We start from the raw sequence: 19,442 nt of genomic DNA, 5'->3' as shown, positions 1-19,442 counted from the left end.
CGGGGGCTGTGGTCACCGACCCGCCCGGGCGTTTCTCCGCCTTCCCCGTGACGGTTACGGGAAGGTCAGCTTGACGGCGTTGATGTAGCCGACGTCGGCCGGGCCCTTGTCCTGGACGCGGAGCTTCCAGGCGCCGTTGGCGACCTCGGAGGAGGCGTTCACGGTGTAGGTCTGGACGATGTTGTCGGCGCTGCCGCCGGTCTGGTTGTGCAGGTTGTAGACCGAGCCGTCCGGGGCGACGAGGTCCACGACGAGGTCGCCCTTGTAGGGGTGGACGATGTCCACGCCGACGGAGAGGTTGCTGGGCGCGTTGCCGGTGACGCCGGTGACGTTGACCGTCGAGGTGACCGCGGCGCCGTTGTCCGGGATGGACACGTCGGCGGTGTTCTCGAAGACCTTGCCGGTGGGCGGGTTCGTGGAACCGGCGGACAGCGTCCAGATCGCGTGGGCGACGGCGTCGCTGTTGCGGTCCAGGGCGGTGTCGTTGATGTTCGACGTGGTGTCGCAGGAGGAGTGGTAGCAGCGGTCGAACGCCGTCGCCGTACCGCCCCACTTGGAGACCTGCGCGCTGGTCTTCACGCGGCTCGCGCCGGTGAAGAGGCCGCCGACGGGGACGCCCGCGCTCTTGAAGGGGGCGTGGTCGGAGCGGCCGTCGCCCTCGGTCTCGATCTCGGTCGGGACGCCGAGGCCGGCGAAGTAGCTCTTGAAGGTCTGCTCGATCGTCGGGTCGTCGTCGTAGACGAAGTAGCCCGGGTTCGGCGAGCCGATCATGTCGAAGTTCAGGTAGCCCTTGATCTTCGAACGCTCGGCCGTCGGAAGGTTGTTGACGTAGTACTTCGAGCCGACGAGGCCCAGCTCCTCGGCGCCCCACCAGGCGAACCGCAGGTGCTTGGAGGGCTGGTAGCCCGCACGGGACACGGCGAGGGCGGTCTCCAGGATCGCGGCGGAGCCGGAGCCGTTGTCGTTGATGCCGGCGCCCGAGGACACCGAGTCGAGGTGCGAGCCGGCGAACAGGACCTGGTTCGGGTCACCGCCCGGCCAGTCGGCTATCAGGTTGTAGCCGGTGGCGCCGCTGGAGGTGAACGTCTGGAGGCTGGTGGTGTATCCGGCGGCGTCCAGCTTCGCCTTCACGAAGTCGATGGACGCCTTGTAGCCGGTGCGGCCGTGGGCCCGGTTGCCGCCGTTGGCGGTGGCGATGGACTGGAGGTCCGTCAAGTGCTGCTTGACGGCGGTGAGCGAGATGTCGGGCGCGGCGGCGGCACCGGCGGCCTCGGCGGGCCGGGCGGTGGCGCTGGTCCCGGTGAGGCCACCGAGGGCGAGCGCCGCGAGGGCGGCGACCGCGGTGACGCGTCTGGGCACGGAGATGTTCATGTGTGGGGGCTCCGGATTCCGAACGGGGATGGGACGGAACGTGCGAGACGCCCCGGGCTCGGCGGGCCGCGAGGCGTTGGAGCTGTACGTGTGCGTGTGCGGTGTTCAGTTGTGCGGTGCACGGGTGTTCCGCCGTGCGGGCGTTGCGTTGTGCACGCGTTCACTTGTGCGTGTGTTCCGTTGCGCAGGTGTTCTGGTGCACGTGCGTTCTGTTGTGCGTGCTGAATGTTCAGTGACGCGATGTGTTCACGTCAAGAGCGGAAACCGGTCAGGAGCGTTCGCTCACCGGACGGGGACCTCTGTCGCGCCCTTCCGCAACTCCGTTCCGCACGCCGCCTCTTGAGGTCCCGCCCGCCGTCGAGGTCCGGCCGTCACGTCCGAATGCCGCCAGCGGGCGGGCCGGGCCGGAACGACGCTGGAGGCATGCGTATCCCCACCACCACCCACGCCCCCCGGGCCGTCCCGCCCGCCGCCCTCGCCGAACTGCGCGCCGTCGACGACGCCGGACGCCCCTGCGCCCCGTACCCGGCCACCGAGGGCGGGGAGCCCCTCCGCTGCTGTCTGCGCCCCGCCGCCCCCGGCGAGCGGATCGCCCTCGTCTCGTACGCGCCGCTGCGGCGCTGGGCGGCGGAGACGGGGGCCGAACCCGGCGCGTACGACGAGCAGGGCCCCGTCTTCGTGCACGCCGGGGAGTGCGGAGGGCCCGCGCCCTCGGAGGAGTACCCCTTCGCACGGCCCGGGGCCCTGCGCGCCCTCCGCCGGTACGACGCGGAGGGCCGGATCGTCGGCGGCCGGCTCCTGGAACTCCCCGAGAACCCCGCGGAGGGCTTCGACCGGGCCCTCGACGAGGCCTTCGCCGACCCCGCCGTCGCCCTGGTCCACGTCCGGGCCGTCGAGTACGGCTGCTTCCACTTCGAGGTCCGGCGCCCCTGACGGAGGGACCGCGGGCCCGGCGGCCGGGGCGCGCCGGTCACGGTTCCCGTCGGTCGCGCAACAGCGCCTTCTCGGTCATTGCGGGTGCCGAATCGGGCATGCCGGGGCTCCGGAGGCGGACCGCGCGCCGTACCGATCGATGATCGGCGGTAGCGGGATCCGACGGCGGTCCCGGCAGGGGGAGGCAACCGGTGTCGGTGACCGAGCTGTTCGTCGCGGACGGGACCACGTCCCACCTGTCGGAGCAGGCTCGTCGGAAGGCGGCGTGCCACGGGCGTGACCCGTGGCGGGCCGCTTCTCCGCGAGGGCGGGGACGCCTCGTCCCCCCGCCCCTCTCCCTTCCCCCTGCTCCGGAGGTCCTTTCCATGGCATTCGCTGCCAGTGAGACACACCTGTGCGTCATCGGCGCCGGGCCGCGCGGCCTGTCCGTCCTCGAACGGATCTGCGCCAACGAGCGCGTCGCGCCCCGCCACGCGGCGGTGACCGTCCACGTCGTCGACCCGTACCCGGCGGGTGCCGGCCGGGTGTGGCGCACCGACCAGCCCCGGCACCTGCTCATGAACACCGTGGCCTCGCAGGTGACGGTGTACACCGACGAGAGCGTCGACGTCGCGGGCCCGATCGAGACCGGCCCCAGCCTCTACGAGTGGGCGCGCGCGCTCGCCCACGGCGCGGGCGGAGACGCCGTCGAGGATCCGATACGGGAGGAGGCGGCGGCCCTCGGCCCCGACAGCTACCCGACACGGGCGCTGTACGGGGCTTATTTATGCGAGGCGTTCGACCGCGTCGTCGCCCGCGCGCCCGGCCACGTGACCGTGCGGGTGCACCGCTGCCTGGCGCTGTCCCTGGACGACGCCGTGGTGCCGGGCGGCCCGCAGCGCGTGTGGCTGGAGGACGGCACCGTCCTCGACGGCCTGGACGCCGTGATCAGCGCCCAGGGACACGTGGAGGCGCGTCCCTCCCGGGAGGAGGACGACACGGCACGGGCGGCGGAGCGGCACGGGCTGCGCTACCTGCGGCCCGCGAACCCGGCGGACGTCGACCTGACGGGCGTCGCGCCCGGTTCGGCGGTGGTCCTGCGCGGCCTCGGCCTCAACTTCTTCGACTACACGGCCCTGTTCACGACCGGCCGGGGCGGACGCTTCGTCCGTGACGCGACGGACTCCCTGGTGTACGTGCCCTCCGGCGACGAGCCGCGGCTGTACGCCGGCTCCCGGCGCGGCGTCCCGTACTCGGCGCGGGGCGAGAACCAGAAGGGGGCCCACGGCCGGTACATGCCCCGCCTGCTCACCGAACAGATGATCAAGCAGTTGCGCAAGGAGAGCGGCGACCGGGGCCTGGACTTCCGCCGGCAGCTCTGGCCCCTGATCGCGAAGGAGGTGGAGAGCGTCTACTACGGCGCGCTGATCGCGACCCTCGGACGCGCCGGCGAGCGGGCGGCGCTGACCGACGCCTACCTGGCCGCGAGCGGCCCCGGCGAGGAGGCCGGCGTCCTGGACCGCCACGCCGTCCCCGAGGACCTGCGCTGGGACTGGGACCGCGTGGCCAGACCCTACGGGCGGGCGGCGTTCGCCGACCGGGACGCCTTCAGGACCTGGCTACTCGGACACCTGGCCGACGACCTGGCGTCGGCCCGGCAGGGCAACGTCGACGGCCCGGTGAAGGCCGCGCTGGACGTCCTGCGCGACCTGCGCAACGAGATCCGGCTGGCCGTCGACCACCGCGGCCTGGACGGCGCCTCGCACCGCGACGACCTGGACGGCTGGTACACGCCGCTCAACGCCTTCCTGTCGATCGGGCCGCCGCCCTCCCGGATCGAGGAGATGCGCGCCCTGATGGAGGCGGGCGTCCTCGACGTGCTCGGCCCGCGGCTGCGGGTGGAGCTGGACGACGCGGGCCCCGAACCGGCCTTCACGGCCTGGTCGGACGCGGTGCCCGGACCCGTGGTGCGGGCCGCGACGCTGGTCGAGGCCCGGCTCCCCGAACACGACCTGCGGCGCACCGCCGACCCGCTGCTGCGCCGGCTCCTCGCCGTCGGCCAGATCCGGGCGCACCGGGTGCCCTCCGCCTCCGGCGACCACGAGACGGGCGGGCTCGCCGTGACGGACCGGCCCTACCGGGTGGTGGACCTCCGGGGCGCGGCCCATCCGCGCCGCTTCGCGTACGGCGTGCCGACGGAGGGCGTCCACTGGGTGACCGCCGCCGGGATCAGGCCCGGCGTGGACTCGGTGACGCTGGGCGACTCCGACGCCATCGCCCGCGCGGCGCTGACCCTGGGGCATGCCCGCACCCACGACCCCTCGGACGACGCACTGATGGAGGTGCCGGCGTGACGCCGGACGAGGCCACCCACGGGGTGGCGGATCTGGGACTGCTCTCGCCCGTGCGGGCGGGCAGCGCGGTGGAGGCCGTCGTCGGCGACGTGGCCTGGCTGCAGGCGATGCTGGACGCGGAGGCCGCGCTCGCGCGGGCGCAGGCGCGGCTCGGCACCGTGCCCCACGGCGCGGCGTCCGTCATCACGCGCCTGGCGCGCGCGGAGGAGCTCGACGTGCGGGCCGTCGCGCTGGCGGCGCGGGAGACCGCGAACCCCGTGGTGGCCCTGGTGTCGGCGTTCACCGCGGTGGTGGCGCGGCAGGACCCGGCGGCCGCCGAGTACGTCCACCGGGGATCGACCAGCCAGGACGTCTTCGACACGGGGGCGATGCTGGTGGCCCGGCGCGCGCTGACCGTGGTCTGCGACGATCTGGACGCCTGCGCCGGCGCGCTGGCGCGGCTGGCGGGCGAGCACCGGGACACGCCGATGGCGGGACGGACCCTGGCGCTCCAGGCGGTCCCGACGACGTTCGGCCTGAAGGCGGCCGGCTGGCGAAGGCTGGTCCTGGACGCCCGCGACCGCCTCGGGCGGGTGCGGGACCAGGGGCTGCCCGTCGCACTGGGCGGCGCCGCGGGCACCCTGGCCGGATACCTCGAATACGCCGCCGTGGACGCCCGGGTGACCGACGTGGAGGAGTACGTGCGGCGGTTGGTGGCCGCGTACGCGGAGGAGACGGGACTCGCCGAGCCCGCCCTCCCGTGGCACGTGCTGCGGACGCCGCTCGCGGACCTGGCGGCGGCCCTCGGCTTCGCCGCCGGCGCGCTCGGCAAGTTCGCCGTGGACGTCCAGCTGCTCGCCAGGACCGAGACCGGAGAGGTGGCCGAGCCGGCCCCGGCGGGACGCGGGGTCTCCTCGGCGATGCCGCACAAGGCCAACCCGGTGCTGGCCACGCTGATGCGCAGCGCGGCGCTCCAGGTCCCGCACCTGGCGGCCGGTCTCACCCAGTCCCTGGTGTCGGAGGACGAGCGGTCGGCCGGGGCGTGGCACGCCGAGTGGCAGCCGCTCCGCGAGGCGCTGCGGCTGGTCGGCGGGGCCGCGGAGTGCGCCGTGGAACTGGCCGGCGGGCTGCGGCCCGACCCGGAGCGGATGCGGGCGAACCTCGCGCTGACCGGGGGCCAGCTCGTCACCGAACGCCTCACCGCCCACCTGGCCGGCGCGCTGGGCAAGGCGGTGGCCAAGGAGGTGCTGACCGAGGCCGCGAAGACGGCCCGGACCGGCGGACGCCCGCTGGTCGCCGTCCTGGCGGCGGACGACCGGGTCGTGTCGGCGGGCCTGGGCGAGGAGCGGCTGACCCGCCTGCTCGACCCGGCGGCCTACACCGGGGCCGCGGGCGTCCTCACCGACCGGGCGCTGGCCTCTCCCGGGGGTTCTTCCGGGGGTTCTCCCAAGGGCTCTCCCAAGGGCTCTCCCGAGGGTTCTCCCAGGGGAGGAGCGGGCCGGTGAGCCCGGCGCGCCGTCGCGCCTGACGGAGAAGCCCGTTCACGACGGAACGGCCCTCGGGCCGGTCCTCGCGCACCCCGGTGGCACGGCGACGTCCCCGGGGTGCGCGGGGCACCCCGGGGACGGTCACGCACGGCGCGGGCCGGGCCGGGACGGAAGGGCCCTCACTGCACGCAGAACTCGTTCTGCTCCGGGTCCGCCATGACCACCCACGACCCCGACGGCTCGTCCACCTCGCGCAGGACCGTCGCGCCGAGGTCGATCAGGCGGGCGACCTCCTTCTCCCGGTCGCCCTCCTCCGCGTGGAGGTCCAGGTGGACGCGGTTCTTGACGGTCTTCGCCTCCGGGACCCGCTGGAAGAGGATCCGGTGGCCCAGGCCCGCGTCGGTGTCCTCGTCGTACGGCTCGTCCGGGTGCCGCACGGCGGCGAGGTCGCGCCAGCCGAGCCGCTCGTCCTCCGTGCCCCCGTGCACGGTGGTCGTCACCTCCTCGGGCACGGCCCCCGTCCCGAGCAGCCGCCGCACGAGCGGGCTGTGGTCCTCCTCCCGGTAGCGCAGGGCGGCGGCCCAGAAGGCGGCCTGCGCGTGCGGGTCCGCGGCGTCGACGACGAGCTTCCAGTGAAGGGGTCTCATGCCACCGGTTCTAACGCTCCCGCTCCCCCCGTGCCACCGGAACGGACCTTTCCGCCGGAACGACGTTCTTTTCCGCCCGCAGGTGGTCCAGGAGCCCTTCCGGCTCCGGGTACGGCTCCTCCCGGGGCAGCAGGGCCCGGGCGCCGTCCGTGTCGCCGGCCCGGACCAGGGCGTGGACGCGGCGGGCGAGCGGGGTCGCGTCGGTGATCGAGACCGTCCATTCGTCCGCGTACCGGCGGGACGCCTCGCCCGACAGGCCGAGCTGGAGCGAGCGGTACGGGAGGGGGTTCAGGCGCGGGTCGCGCTCCGGGTCCCACTGGACCCGGGCCGGGGACCCGCGCAACTCCCGCTTCCACGCGTCCCGGTCGGGGTGGAAGCCGCGCGCGTAGTGGGAGAGGCAGGCGTTCCGCAGGGCCCACTCGAAGCCCTCGCGGGTGATCTCCACGGCGAGGACGGTCTCCTGGCCCTCCTTCAGGCCCCAGCCCGAGCGGTACATCATCCACAGGAACGACGGCTTGATCCACGTCATCCGCTCCCGCTTCCAGGCGGCCGGAAACCGGCCCTCGCGCGCCGCCGGCAGCCCGATCGCGGGCCGGTACGCCTGGTAGACGGTGACCGTGCGCTCCGTGTGGAGCGCCCGGATGCGGTACTTCGGTTCTTCCATGGGGCCCAGGGTGAGGGAGGCGCCCGCCGCACCACCACCGGTTATCTCCCGTTACCTCAGCGCCCCGCACACCTCGGCGGTCAGGGCGTCCGCCGCGTCCAGCGCCGCCGCCAGCGTGTCCGGGGCGGTGCCGAGGGCGGCGAGGAGGGAGTGGGCCCGGTCCGCGAAGTCCGGCGGCGACGAGGGCAGTCCGCCCGCCTCCCGCACCGCCCCCTTCTCGTTCAGCACCCAGCTCCCCGCGTGCGCGTGCAGGGCCTGGACGAGGAGGCCGACCGCGCGGAAGAGGCAGCCCGCCACGTAGAAGGAGTCCCCGCGCGCCGCTCCCTTCCGGGCGCAGGCCAGGATGAACGGCGCCTCCCAGCGCGCGTTCTCGACGAGCGCCCCGCGCAGCGCGTCCGGGTAGGCGCGGCACCGCTCCTGGAGGCCCCGGAGCTCGCCGGAGGGATCGGCCAGGACGCGGCCGAGCGCCAGCTCGCCCACGTAGGAGGGCGAGTAGACGCCCAGGGGGTGGCCGGGCTGGGTGCCGATCTCGAAGCGGCCCTCCTCGCACTCCCGCCGGATCCGGTCCACCCGGTCCACGTCGCGGTAGAGCCAGTCCACGTGGTGGCCGTCGACGGTCAGCCAGCCGCCGCCGTCCACCCACGGCCCCCAGCCGCCCGGCTCGGTCACCTCCACCGGGCCGCCGGTCAGCTCGGCCGCCAGCAGGCGCAGGGCGGCGGTGTCCAGCGGCGCCCGGTAGTACAGGCCGAGGTCGTAGTCGGACGTCGGGGTGTGCGTCCCCCGCGCCCGGCTGCCGCCCAGGCACACCCCGACGACCCCCTCGACCTCGGACAGACGGGCGGCAATCTCCTGCAAGCGTTCCATCCGGCCCATTCTGCGGAGACCGCCCGCCGCCCGCGAACCGATTGCGGTCGCCTCCGTCTCGGCGACGACCGATGAGTTTCCCCGTACTCCACGGTCATGTATCGCGGCAGGTGCGCGATGGCCGTGAACGAGGACGGGGCGCGCACCGAAGGAACCCCTGCCGGCCGGACACGAGAGACCGAGGAAGCCTCCCATGCGCACTCTGATCAGCACCGCCTTCGTCTCGCTCGACGGCGTCGTCGAGGCCCCGGGCGGCGAGCCCGGCTACCGGAACTCCGGATGGACGTTCAAGGACGTCGCGTTCCTCCCCGAGGCGTTCGAGATCAAGGACCGGGAGCAGAAGGAGGCCGCGGCGATGCTCCTCGGCCGCGTCAGCTACGAGGCGTTCAGCCCGGTGTGGCCGGACATGGAGGACTTCGCCGGCTACAGGGCGATGCCGAAGTACGTCGTCTCCACCACCCTCGCCGAGGACGACCTCGTCCCGAACTGGGGAGAGACCACGATCCTGCGCTCGCTCGACGAGGTCGCCGCCCTCAAGGAGACCGAGGGCGGCCCGGTCATCGTGCACGGCAGCGCCGCGCTGAACCGGGCCCTGTCGGACGCCGGCCTGATCGACCGGTACCACCTGCTCGTCTTCCCGCTCCTGCTCGGGGCGGGCAAGCGGCTCTTCAGCGCCACGGACAAGGACGCCCAGAAGCTGGAGCTGGTCGAGCACGAGGTCTACGCCAACGGCCTCCAGAAGCAGGTCTTCGACGTCGTCCGGCCGGGCGCCTGACCCTCCGGCCGCGCCTCGCCCCGCCCCGCCCCGTGCACGCGTGCGCGTGCGACGCGCCGTCAGCGTCCGGCGGTGGGCGCGGTCCCGGCGGGACCCGCGACCTCGGCCGCCCCCGCCGGACCCGCAGTCTCGGCCGCTCCCGCAGTCTCGGCCGCCCCCGCCGCCTCGGCCGCTCCCGCCGTCGCCGCCGCGATCGCCGCCCGGCTGCGCCGGTTCGTCCGCAGGGCGTCCCAGGTGAGGATCGTCAGGGCCAGCCAGACGAGGGAGAAGCCCGCCCAGCGCTCCGGCGGCATCGCCTCGTGGAAGTAGAGGATGCCCAGGAGGAACTGGAAGGTCGGCGCGAGGTACTGGAGCAGGCCGAGCGTCGACAGCGGGACGCGGATCGCCGCCGCGCCGAAGCAGACCAGCGGGATCGCCGTGACCAGGCCGGTGGCGGCGAGCAGCGCGGTGTGGCCGGCGCCGTGCGAGCCGAACGCCAGGGTCCCCTGCCCGCCGAGCCAGACCAGGTACGCGAGGGCGGGCAGGAACTGGACGGCGGTCTCGGCGGCCAGCGACTCCAGGCCCCCGATGTTGACCTTCTTCTTCACCAGGCCGTAGAGCGCGAAGGAGAAGGCGAGGACGAGCGAGATCCAGGGCGGCTGCCCGTACCCGACCGCGAGGACGAGCACGGCCGCGAAGCCGATGCCGACCGCCGCCCACTGCGCCGGGCGCAGCCGCTCCTGGAGGACGAGGACGCCGAGGGCGATGGTGACGAGCGGGTTGATGAAGTAGCCGAGGGAGGCCTCGACCACGTGGCCCGTGTTCACGGACCAGATGTAGAGGCCCCAGTTCACGGTGATGACGGTGGCGGCGAGGGTGATCAGGCCGAGCTTGCGCGGGCTGCGCACCAGCTCCCGTATCCAGCCCCAGCGGCGCAGGACGAGCAGGGCGAGCCCCACGAAGGCCAGGGACCACACCATCCGGTGGGCGAGGATCTCGATCGCCCCGGCGGGTTTGAGGAGCGGCCAGAAGAGGGGGACGAGCCCCCACATGGCATAGGCGCCGATCCCGTAGAGCAGGCCTGCTCGTCCCTCGTTCTCCGTCTTCACCGGACCTCCCGCCCTGTGCCGCGCCGTTCTGCCGGCCGTTCCGTCGACGGTAGCGCCGCACGGGGCGGGTTGTCATGTCCGTACCGCTATACGGTCATGACGGTCACGCGCTGTTCCGTGCGGGGCCCGGGAGGCGCCCTCCGGCGTTCAGGAAGCGTCCAGGGCTTCCTGGACCGAGACGCCGACCGGGGTGGTCGGGCGGCCGATCAGCCGGGCCAGGTCACCGGTCCGCAGGGCGAGCGCGCCGTGCTCGGCGGCCCGGTCGACGTCGACCAGGATCTCGGCGAAGGGGCGCGGGAGCCCGGCGCCGGTGAGGATCTCCAGGTGCGCCTCGGCGGAGACGGGGGTGTACGCGACCTCCCGGCCGGACCGGGCGGCGACCTCGGCCGCGTACTCGGCGAAGGACCAGGCGGTGTCGCCGCTCAGCTCGTACGCCTTGTTCAGGTGCTCCTCGGCCGGGCCGGTCAGGACGGCGGCCGCGGCGGCGGCGTAGTCGGCGCGGGAGGCGGAGGCGATCCGGCCCTCGCCCGCGTTGGAGACGACGGCGCCGTGGGCGAGGACGGGGGCGAGGTTGGCGGTGTAGTTCTCGCTGTACCAGCCGTTGCGGAGGAGGGTGTACGGCAGGCCCGAGGCGAGGATCAGCTTCTCGGTCTCCTTGTGCTCGGCGGCCAGCTCGAAGTCGGCGTCGTCGCCGCCGAGGACGCCGGTGTACGCGAGCTGGGCCACGCCCGCCGCCTTGGCCGCGTCGATCACTGCGGCGTGCTGGGCGACGCGCTGCCCGACCTCGCTGCCGGAGATCAGCAGCACCCGGTCACCGGCCCCGAAGGCGTCCGCGAGGGTCTCGGGGCGGCCGTAGTCGGCGATCCGCAGCTCGACCCCGCGCTCGGCCAGGTCCGCGGCCTTCTCCTCGTTCCGGACGACGGCGACGATCCGCTCGGCGGGGACGGAGCCGAGGAGGGCGTCGACGACGAGGCGGCCGAGCTGTCCGGTGGCTCCGGTGACGACGATGCTCATGGTGCTTCCTTCTGCGTGGGGTGCGGTGGGCTACGTACTCACCGTACGGGGGGCACTAACTTTTCGACAGTGCCCACTTTGAAGTAAGGTACTGACATGGGAGTAAGTGAAGAAGTGGGCGTGGTGCCCCCGCTGCCCGACGTGTTCGCGCAGATGTGCCCCTCGCGCGCCGTCCTGGAGCACGTCACCAGCCGCTGGGGCGTGCTCGTCCTCGCGTCCCTCCTGGAGCGGCCCTACCGCTTCAGCGAGCTGCGCCGCCGCATCGGGGGCGTCAGCGAGAAGATGCTCGCCCAGACCCTCCGGACCCTGGAGCGGGACGGCTTCGTCCACCGCGACGCCAAGCCCGTCATCCCGCCCCGCGTCGACTACGCCCTCACCCCGCTCGGCGCCGAGGCCGCCCGCCAGGTCTGGGAGCTCGCCCACTGGAGCGAGCGGCAGGTCGCCGCGGTCGAGGAGGCCCGCGAGCGGTACGACGAGGCGCGTCGCGAGAGTGCCACCGCTCTGTCCCAATGAGGTTGTAGCCACGGTGGGTTGACCCGTCAGGTCGTACGATCTGATCGCCGTTCGGGCAATCCGTGTAGGGACCGTGGGGGAACTGTGGCGTACGGGGACCGAAGACTGCTGCGTGCCTGCTGTGCCGTGCTGGTGAGCGGGCTGATCGCGACCGGGTGCGCCGACGGAGGCGACGACGGGGCGAAACCCGACGGCAAGGGGAGTACGAGCGGGACGCCGGCCCCGGGCGGTACGGCCCCGGCCCCCACGCCCACCCCCACCCCCACCCCGACCGCGCTCGACTTCACCCCCGACCCGAAGCGCGCGCCGAAGAACGCCGCCGACGCCCGGCGGCTGGCCCTCGCCGTCGTCGCGGGGCCGGACGCCTGGGGCCCGGACTACGTGAAGCGCACCCCGCACCTCAGCGACCCCGACTACTGGCCCGTGCTCGGGGACGGCTGCTCGTGGGAGGCCGGCACCCGGCCCGCCACCGTCCTGCACAGCGTCACCGCCTACAGCGAGGTCCCCGCCACCGGCGGCCGGGGGACCCTCCGGGTCGCCGCCACCGTCACCGTCCACCGCACCGAGGACGACGCCGACTGGGAGATGGCCGGGACCCTGGAGGAGGCGCTCCGCTGCCCGGACCAGAAGCTGCGCGACGGCGAACGCATCGAAGGGCTCATCTCCCTCGGCAACCCCTTCGGCCTCGGCGGCAACTACACCGCCGCCGACTCCCTCGGCGAGCGCGGCGGCTACCACAACGACGAGTTCCCCGGGAAGCAGTTCTACGGCTGGTACCAGTCGAGGATCGGCCAGGTCACCGTCGCCACCGTCGTCAAGGGCGCCCCGGGCTACAGCGAGGAGACGACCGACACGACGGTCGGCACCGTCACCGCCCAGGTCCAGGCCCTCGTCACCATGCTCGAACGCGTCAAGGACGAGCTGGAGGTCCAGTCATGAACCCTGTGAACCCGAGGGACGGACGCGAGCCGGAGGACGGGCGGGAGCCGGAGCCGGGTGCCGGGCGTGAGTCGCAGGATGCCCGAGGGCCGGAGACCGACCGCGCGCCGGAGGGCATCCGGGGGCCGGAGGCCGGCCAAGGGTCGGAGCCGACCCGGGAGCCGCAGGACGTCCGAGGACCGGCGGCCGGTCATGGGCCGCAGGACGGCCGTGGGCCGGGGAACGGCGCCGAGCCCCCGTCGCCGCGCGACCCCCGGATCGGCCCCCTGCCGAGCGCCCCGGCCCGGCCGGGGTCCAGGCGGCGGCCCCAGGGCGCGGCCCAGGCCGGACCCGGCCACCAGGCCCCGCCCGCCACCGACCACCGGAACCAGCCCGGGACCGAGGGCGAAGCCCCGTCCGGCGCCGGGCAGCCGACCCCGCCCGGGACCGGGCACCAGGAGCACCAGCCCCCGTATCCGCCCCAGCCCCCGGCAGGGGCACCGGCCGGACCCCCGCTCCCGCCCCAGCCCCCCGCAGGGAACCCGCCCCCACCCCACCCCCCGGCGGAGCCCCCCGCAGGGACCCCCACCAACACCACCCCCGGTGACCTCCACCCCCTCCTCCCCTCCGACCCCTCCCTCATCGCCGGTTACCGGCTGCTCGGGCGGCTCGGAGCCGGTGGCATGGGGGTCGTCTACCTGGGCCGTACGGCCAACGGCGAGCTCGCCGCCGTCAAGGTCACCCACGCCGACCAGGCCGACCAGCCCGACTTCCGGGCCCGGTTCCGCCGCGAGGTCGAGGCCGCCCGCCGGGTCTCCAGCCCCTGGGCCGTCCCCGTCACCGGCGCCGACCCGGACGCCCCCGAGCCCTGGATGGCCACCGCCTTCGTCGCCGGACCCTCCCTCGGCGAGGCCGTCACCGCGCACGGCGCGCTGCCCGAGCGGAGCGTCCGGCTCCTCGGCTGGGCCGTCGCCCGCGCCCTCGCCGCCGTGCACGCGGCCGGGCTCGTCCACCGGGACGTGAAACCGGGGAACGTCCTCCTCGCCGTCGACGGCCCCCGCCTCATCGACTTCGGCATCGCCCGCTCCACCGGCGAGACCGCCCTCACCGCCACCGACATGGTCGTCGGCACCCCCGGCTTCCTCGCCCCCGAGCAGGCCGAGGCCCGCGCCGACGCCATCGGCCCGGCCGCCGACGTCTTCGCCCTCGGCTGCCTCCTCGCGTACGCGGCGACCGGACGCCCGCCCTTCGGCACCGGCGCCCCGGACGCCCTCCTGTACCGGACCGTCCACGACGAGCCCGACCTCACCGGCGTGCCCGAGGGGCTGCTCGACCTCGTCCGGGCCTGCCTCGCCAAGGACCCCGCCGCCCGGCCGACCGCCGCCGGGATCGGCGTACGGCTCGTCGAGGACGCCCCCGGCGACGCCGCCGAGTGGCTGCCCGCCCCCGTCGTCCGGACCATCGCCGAGCGCTCCGCCCGGATGCTCGCCCTGCCCGAGATCGACGCGACCGCGGCCGGCACGGGAACGGCCCAGCCGCCGAAGCGCAGCAGACGCGGCTTCCTGCTCCTCGCCTCCGGCGCCGCCGTCCTCGCCGTCGGCGGCGGCTCCGTCGCCGCCTGGTCGGCCCTCCGGGGCGACGAGGGCGAGGACGACGCCAAGAACCCCCCTCCCCGCACCTCCTGGAAGATCGGCGTCCTCGCCGACCTCTCCGGCCCCGCCAAGGAGATCGGACAGGCCCAGGAGCGCGGCGCCCGCCTCGCGGTCGAGCAGTTCAACGCCCGCGAGGACAAGCCGTTCACCCTCGAACTCGCGGTCTCCGACGACCGGGGCGACCGGAACGCCGCCCTCGCAGCGGCCCGCAGGCTCACCACCGACCCCGGCGTCGTCGCCGTCCTCGGCCCCACCTCCGATGCCACCGGACAGGCCGCGCTCCCCGCCTTCGAGGAGGCCGGACTCCCGCTGCTCACCACCTCGGCCGGGTTCAACCTGTTCACCCTGCGGGACAAGCAGAGCCCGCCCAACGCCACGGTCCTCCGGGCCATCCCCAACCACCCCATGGGCGGCGCGCACCTCGCGTTCTCCGTCACGCTCCTGCCCACCGTCAAGAAGCCCGGCGTCCTCCAGGAGCGCACGGACGACCAGTACAGCTGGCTCCTCGTGCGCGGCGTCCAGTTCGGCTTCGGACAGGCGAAGATCGACCCGCTCTACCGGGTCGTCCCCGCCCGCGCGCGGGACTACCGCAGGATCCTCGGCGAGATGATCGACGCCGGCATGGACGCGTACGTCCACTGCGGGGTCCGCGAGACCGCCGTCCTCGCCGCCCGCGCCCTCCTCGAACTCGGCTTCACCGGGCCCCGCTTCGGCGGCCAGCACCCCTTCGGCCCCGCCTTCCTGAAGGAGGCCGGACCCGCCGCCGAGAACTGGTTCTTCGGCGCGCCCGTCCTCGACCCCGTGGCCCGCGAGAAGGATCCCCAGCTCAAGGACGCGGACCGGAAGCGGACCACCGGATTCGTCACCGCGTACCGCAAGCGCTACGGCGCCCCTCCCGCGTACTACACGGGCGAGTCGTACGACGTCGTGAACATGGTCCTCGACCAGCTCACGACGAACGCGAAGGCCGGCCGGCCACCGGCCCGCAAGGGCCTCTGGGCCCAGCTCCGGGCCAAGAAGTACGCGGGCGCCATGGGCGGTTACTCCTTCGACAAGGACGGCGACCTCGCCGGCGTCGGCACGTTCGTGCACGGCGTGCAGAACGGCGCCTACAAGTCGCTCGGTGCCGCGCCCGCTCAGCCCGTCCCCCGGCAGAACACACCGAAGGCCTGACCGCCCGTGCAGCCGCTCCGCAAGGCCGACCCGTCCTCGATCGCGGGCCACCGGCTCCTCGGCCGCCTCGGCGCCGGCGGCATGGGCGTGGTCTACCTCGCCCGCACCGCCGGCGGAACGCTCGCCGCGCTCAAGCTCATCCGCGCCGAGCACGCCGCCGACCCCGGCTTCCGGGAGCGGTTCCGCCGCGAGACCCGGATCGCCGGGCGGATCACCGGCCGCTGGGTGGTCCGCGTCCTCGGCGCCGACCCGGAGGCCCGGGAGCCCTGGCTGGCGACCGAGTTCGTCCCCGGGCCCTCGCTCGCCGAGGCCGTCGCCCTGCACGGCGCCCTGCCCGAGCCGACCGTACGGGCCCTGGGCGCCCGGCTCGCCGCCGCGCTCGCCGACGTGCACGCGGCGGGACTCGTCCACCGGGACGTCAAGCCGGGGAACGTCCTCCTCGCCCTCGACGGCCCCCGCCTCATCGACTTCGGCATCGCCCGCTCCGCCGGGGCGACCGCGCTGACCGCCACGGACGCCATGATCGGCACCCCCGGCTTCCTCGCCCCCGAACAGGCCCGCGTCGGCGCCGCGGACGAGGTCGGCCCGGCCGCCGACGTCTTCTCGCTCGGCTGCGTCCTCGCGTACGCCCTCACCGGTGAACGCCCCTTCGGCACGGGCGCGGTGGCCGCCGTCGTCTACCGCACCGTCCACGAGGAGCCGGACCTCCGCGAGGTCCCGGACACGATCATGCCCCTGGTCGCGGCCTGCCTGGCCAAGGACCCGGCGGCCCGCCCCACGGCCGCGCAGGTGCGGGCCGCCCTCGGGGAGGCCGGAGGACCGGCGGGGGACTGGCTGCCGCCCGGCCTGCCCGCGCTCATCGCGCAGCGGTCCTCGCGCGTCCTCGACCTGCCGGTCCCCGAACCGACCCTGCTCGCGGCCCCCGAACCCCCCACGGGGGTCTCGCGCCGCCGCGTCCTGACGGCCGGCTCGGCGGCGGCCGTCGCCGGAGCGGGCGGCCTGACCGCCTGGCTCCTCGGCCGGGGCCCCGCCGGGAAGGGCACGGGGACGGGCGGGGGAGCCGCCCTCCCCGCGTACACGATCGGCGTCCTCACCGATCTGAGCGGCCCCACCAAGGCGGCCGGGCGGGCGCAGGAACGCGGCGCCCGGCTGGCCGTGGAGACCTTCAACGCCCGCCCGGACCGCACCTTCGACGTGGTCCTGCGGACGCTGGACGACGGCGGTCAGGGGGCGCGCGCCACGGCCGCCGCCCGCACCCTCCTCAAGGACGAGGGGCTCGTCGGCGTCGTCGGCCCGACGACCGTCCCGAGCGTCGCCGCCGCCGTGGCCGAACTCGTCGACCACTCCGTCCCCCTGGTGAGCGTCCTCGCCGCCGTCCCGAACGGCACCACGGTGGAGGGCCAGACCACCAAGCGCACCTACTTCGAACCCCGCCCCTCCCCGGACTCGATGGTCGTCCCGTTCGCCCGCTACCTCTCCGAGCGCGGGGTCCTCCGGACCGCCCTCGTGGAGGACCGCGACGGCGGCCGGTCCACCTGGTTCGCGGTCAACAGCCTCAAGAAGACCCCGCCCTCGCAGGCCCAGGGCGGGACGGTGACCTCCCACCCCGTCGAGGCGGACGGCGAGGACTTCGCCTCCGCCGTACGGGCCGCCCTCGCGACGGACCCGCAGGGCGTGATGTACGTGGGGACCTCACCGCGCCGGGCCGCCCTCTGCGCCGCGGCCCTGCGCGACCAGGGCTTCCGGGGCCCCTGCGGCAGCGTGGAACAGCCTTTCGCGCAGGAGTTCCTCGACCTCGCGGGCCCGGCGGCCGAGGGCTGGTACTTCGGCACGTCCCACGTCGACCCGGACGGCCTCCCGAAGGCGAAGGCCTTCACCGCCGCCTACCGGAAGCGCTGGGGACTGTCCGCCACCACCCCCGTCGACCCGTACGCCACGGAGGCGTACGACGTCGTCAACTGGACGCTCCAGGCGCTGGGCACGACGGTCGGCAACCACTCCGAGTCGGTGGCGTCCGGAGTGGCGAACGACCTGCGCCAGACCCCGTACGAGGGCCTCGCCAAGACCTACTCCTCGGCGGGCAGGGAGAGCGTCGCCGCGAGCCTCGTCGGCCTCTTCCTCTGGCAGGTGAGGAACGGGAAGCCGCACTTCCTGGGGGAGTTCGCGGACGCGGCGGTGGCGGAGGCGAAGAGGACGAAGAAGACGTGAGGGAGGGCGGGCCCGTGAGGACCCGCCCTCCCTCCGCGTTCCTGCCTCAGGCGATGACGGTCCAGGTGTCGTTGCCGGTGAGGAGTTGGGTGAGGTCGCCCTTGCCGTGCTGTGCGACGGCGGTGTCGAGCTGGTCGGCCATGAGGGTGTCGTAGACGGGCCGGTCCACCGATCGGAAGACGCCGATGGGGGTGTGGTGGAGGGTGTCGGGGTCGGCGAGGCGGGAGAGGGCGAAGGCGGTGGTGGGGGTGGCGGTGTGGGCGTCGTGGACCAGGACGTCGCTCTCGTTGGCGGGGGTGACGGTGATGACTTCGAGGTCGCCGGTGGCCGGGTTGCGGATCACGCCCTTGGCCTGGTCGGTGCCGAAGCGGATGGGCTGTCCGTGTTCCAGGCGGATGACGGCTTCCTGGGCCTGTTCCTTGTCCTTGAGGGCTTCGAAGGCGCCGTCGTTGAAGATGTTGCAGTTCTGGTAGATCTCCACCAGGGCGGTGCCGTTGTGGTCGGCGGCCCGGCGCAGGACGTCGGTGAGGTGTTTGCGGTCGGAGTCGATGGTGCGGGCGACGAAGGAGGCTTCGGCGCCGAGCGCGAGGGAGACGGGGTTGAAGGGGGCGTCGAGGGAGCCCATGGGGGTGGACTTGGTGATTTTGCCGGTCTCCGAGGTGGGGGAGTACTGGCCTTTGGTGAGGCCGTAGATGCGGTTGTTGAAGAGCAGGATGGTGAGGTTGACGTTGCGGCGCAGGGCGTGGATGAGGTGGTTGCCGCCGATGGACAGGGCGTCGCCGTCGCCGGTGACGACCCAGACGGACAGGTCGCGGCGTGAGGTGGCAAGGCCGGTGGCGATGGCGGGGGCGCGGCCGTGGATGGAGTGCATCCCGTAGGTGTTCATGTAGTAGGGGAAGCGGGAGGAGCAGCCGATCCCGGAGACGAAGACGATGTTCTCCTTCGCCAGTCCGAGTTCGGGCATGAAGCCCTGCACGGCGGCCAGGACCGCGTAGTCACCGCATCCCGGGCACCACCGCACCTCCTGATCCGACTTGAAGTCCTTCATCGACTGGACGGCCTCGGCCTTGGGCACCAGGCTCAGGAGCGACTCGGTGTGCTCAGGCATCGATGGCCTCCTTGAGGACGGCGGCGAGCTGTTCGGCCTTGAACGGCATGCCGTTGACCTGGGTGTGACTGCGCGCATCCACCAGATACCTCGCCCGCAGCAGAGTGGCCAGCTGCCCCAGGTTCATCTCCGGAACGATCACCGTCTCGTAGCTCTGGAGTACGTCGCCGAGGTTCTTCGGGAAGGGGTTGAGGTGGCGCAGGTGGGCCTGGGCGATGGGCCCGCCCTCCCGCCGGATCCGCCGCACCGCGGCCGTGATCGGCCCGTAGGTGGAGCCCCAGCCCAGTACCAGGGTGCGGGCCCCGTCCGGATCGTCCACGGCCAGGTCGGGCACGGTGATGTTGTCGATCTTGGCCTGGCGGACGCGGACCATGAAGTCGTGGTTGGCCGGATCGTAGGAGATGTTCCCCGTCCCGTCCTGCTTCTCGATCCCCCCGATCCGGTGCTCCAGGCCCGGCGTCCCCGGCACCGCCCAGGGCCGGGCCAGGGTCTCGGGATCACGCTTGTAGGGCCAGAACACGTCCGTGCCGTCCGGCAGGGTGTGGTTGGGGCCGGTGGCGAACGCGGTCCGCAGATCGGGCAGTTCCCCGGTGTCCGGGACCCGCCACGGCTCCGAACCGTTGGCCAGGTAGCCGTCGGAGAGCAGGAAGACCGGCGTGCGGTAGGCCAGGGCGATCCGGGCCGCCTCCAAAGCCGCGTCGAAGCAGTCCCCCGG

Annotated in this window: 15 protein-coding genes and 1 pseudogene; 8 read left to right on the top strand and 8 right to left on the bottom strand. The window is 74.1% G+C overall.

What is annotated here, in order from left to right; genetic code table 11:
• Positions 1–54: 54 nt before the first annotated feature.
• Positions 55–1,371 carry a M28 family metallopeptidase gene (locus tag ACWGSR_RS18345; protein ID WP_376232440.1) on the bottom strand — a complete coding sequence of 439 codons (1,317 nt, stop codon included), beginning with the start codon at positions 1,369–1,371 and terminating at the stop codon, positions 55–57.
• Between the two features lie 423 nt (positions 1,372–1,794).
• Between ACWGSR_RS18345 and ACWGSR_RS18340 the strand changes: the two genes are divergently transcribed.
• The 3 genes from ACWGSR_RS18340 to pcaB all read left to right on the top strand — a co-directional run bounded on the left by ACWGSR_RS18340 (position 1,795) and on the right by pcaB (position 6,121).
• On the top strand, positions 1,795–2,304 hold the full coding sequence (locus ACWGSR_RS18340; protein WP_376232438.1) for a DUF1203 domain-containing protein: 510 nt from the start codon (positions 1,795–1,797) through the stop codon (positions 2,302–2,304).
• A 365-nt stretch (positions 2,305–2,669) separates the two neighbouring features.
• Positions 2,670–4,637, top strand: a complete 1,968-nt coding sequence (locus tag ACWGSR_RS18335; protein ID WP_453567494.1) for an FAD/NAD(P)-binding protein — start codon at positions 2,670–2,672, stop codon at positions 4,635–4,637.
• Positions 4,634–6,121, top strand: a complete 1,488-nt coding sequence (pcaB, locus tag ACWGSR_RS18330) for a 3-carboxy-cis,cis-muconate cycloisomerase (RefSeq protein ID WP_453567492.1) — start codon at positions 4,634–4,636, stop codon at positions 6,119–6,121. Before ACWGSR_RS18335 ends, pcaB begins: the two co-directional genes overlap by 4 nt.
• Before the next feature lie 161 nt (positions 6,122–6,282).
• Here the strand turns inward: pcaB and ACWGSR_RS18325 are convergent, their stop codons facing one another.
• Genes ACWGSR_RS18325 through ACWGSR_RS18315 form a run of 3 tightly spaced genes read right to left on the bottom strand, consistent with a single transcriptional unit; the run spans position 6,283 to position 8,278 of the window.
• Positions 6,283–6,750 (bottom strand): VOC family protein, encoded by a 468-nt coding sequence (locus ACWGSR_RS18325; RefSeq protein ID WP_453567490.1) that lies wholly within the window; start codon positions 6,748–6,750, stop codon positions 6,283–6,285.
• 10 nt (positions 6,751–6,760) lie between these two features.
• On the bottom strand, positions 6,761–7,414 hold the full coding sequence (locus ACWGSR_RS18320; RefSeq protein WP_453567488.1) for a DUF4291 domain-containing protein: 654 nt from the start codon (positions 7,412–7,414) through the stop codon (positions 6,761–6,763).
• Between the two features lie 51 nt (positions 7,415–7,465).
• On the bottom strand, positions 7,466–8,278 hold the full coding sequence (locus ACWGSR_RS18315) for a nucleotidyltransferase domain-containing protein (RefSeq protein ID WP_376232430.1): 813 nt from the start codon (positions 8,276–8,278) through the stop codon (positions 7,466–7,468).
• A 193-nt stretch (positions 8,279–8,471) separates the two neighbouring features.
• Between ACWGSR_RS18315 and ACWGSR_RS18310 the strand changes: the two genes are divergently transcribed.
• Positions 8,472–9,053: a dihydrofolate reductase family protein gene (locus tag ACWGSR_RS18310; protein ID WP_453567486.1), complete on the top strand. Its 582-nt coding sequence runs from the start codon at positions 8,472–8,474 to the stop codon at positions 9,051–9,053.
• A 59-nt stretch (positions 9,054–9,112) separates the two neighbouring features.
• Here the strand turns inward: ACWGSR_RS18310 and rarD are convergent, their stop codons facing one another.
• Both rarD and ACWGSR_RS18300 read right to left on the bottom strand, forming a co-directional pair.
• A complete protein-coding gene (rarD, locus tag ACWGSR_RS18305; protein ID WP_453567484.1) occupies positions 9,113–10,141 on the bottom strand; it encodes an EamA family transporter RarD in 1,029 nt (342 codons plus the stop codon).
• A gap of 147 nt (positions 10,142–10,288) precedes the next feature.
• Positions 10,289–11,155 (bottom strand): NAD(P)H-binding protein, encoded by an 867-nt coding sequence (locus ACWGSR_RS18300; RefSeq protein WP_453567482.1) that lies wholly within the window; start codon positions 11,153–11,155, stop codon positions 10,289–10,291.
• A gap of 96 nt (positions 11,156–11,251) precedes the next feature.
• Here ACWGSR_RS18300 and ACWGSR_RS18295 point away from each other — a divergent pair, with 96 nt between their 5' ends.
• From ACWGSR_RS18295 to ACWGSR_RS18280, 4 genes are all read left to right on the top strand, one after another.
• Positions 11,252–11,668, top strand: a complete 417-nt coding sequence (locus ACWGSR_RS18295) for a winged helix-turn-helix transcriptional regulator (protein WP_453567480.1) — start codon at positions 11,252–11,254, stop codon at positions 11,666–11,668.
• A 132-nt stretch (positions 11,669–11,800) separates the two neighbouring features.
• Entirely contained in the window at positions 11,801–12,607 is an 807-nt protein-coding gene (locus ACWGSR_RS18290; RefSeq protein ID WP_453567478.1) for a hypothetical protein, read from the top strand.
• Between the two features lie 620 nt (positions 12,608–13,227).
• Entirely contained in the window at positions 13,228–15,411 is a 2,184-nt protein-coding gene (locus tag ACWGSR_RS18285; protein WP_453567675.1) for a protein kinase domain-containing protein, read from the top strand.
• A 6-nt stretch (positions 15,412–15,417) separates the two neighbouring features.
• On the top strand, positions 15,418–17,619 hold the full coding sequence (locus tag ACWGSR_RS18280; RefSeq protein WP_376232421.1) for a bifunctional serine/threonine-protein kinase/ABC transporter substrate-binding protein: 2,202 nt from the start codon (positions 15,418–15,420) through the stop codon (positions 17,617–17,619).
• A gap of 46 nt (positions 17,620–17,665) precedes the next feature.
• On the opposite strand, the gene ACWGSR_RS18275 is transcribed toward ACWGSR_RS18280, so the two are convergent.
• A complete protein-coding gene (locus tag ACWGSR_RS18275) occupies positions 17,666–18,727 on the bottom strand; it encodes a 2-oxoacid:ferredoxin oxidoreductase subunit beta (protein WP_453567476.1) in 1,062 nt (353 codons plus the stop codon).
• Positions 18,720–19,442, bottom strand: a pseudogene (locus ACWGSR_RS18270) (2-oxoacid:acceptor oxidoreductase subunit alpha); the annotation flags it as partial. The gene ACWGSR_RS18275 and the pseudogene ACWGSR_RS18270, both read right to left, overlap by 8 nt.

The sequence above is a fragment of the Streptomyces sp. NPDC055632 genome, assembly GCF_053618675.1.
This window is presented reverse-complemented; position numbering and strand designations above follow the sequence as displayed.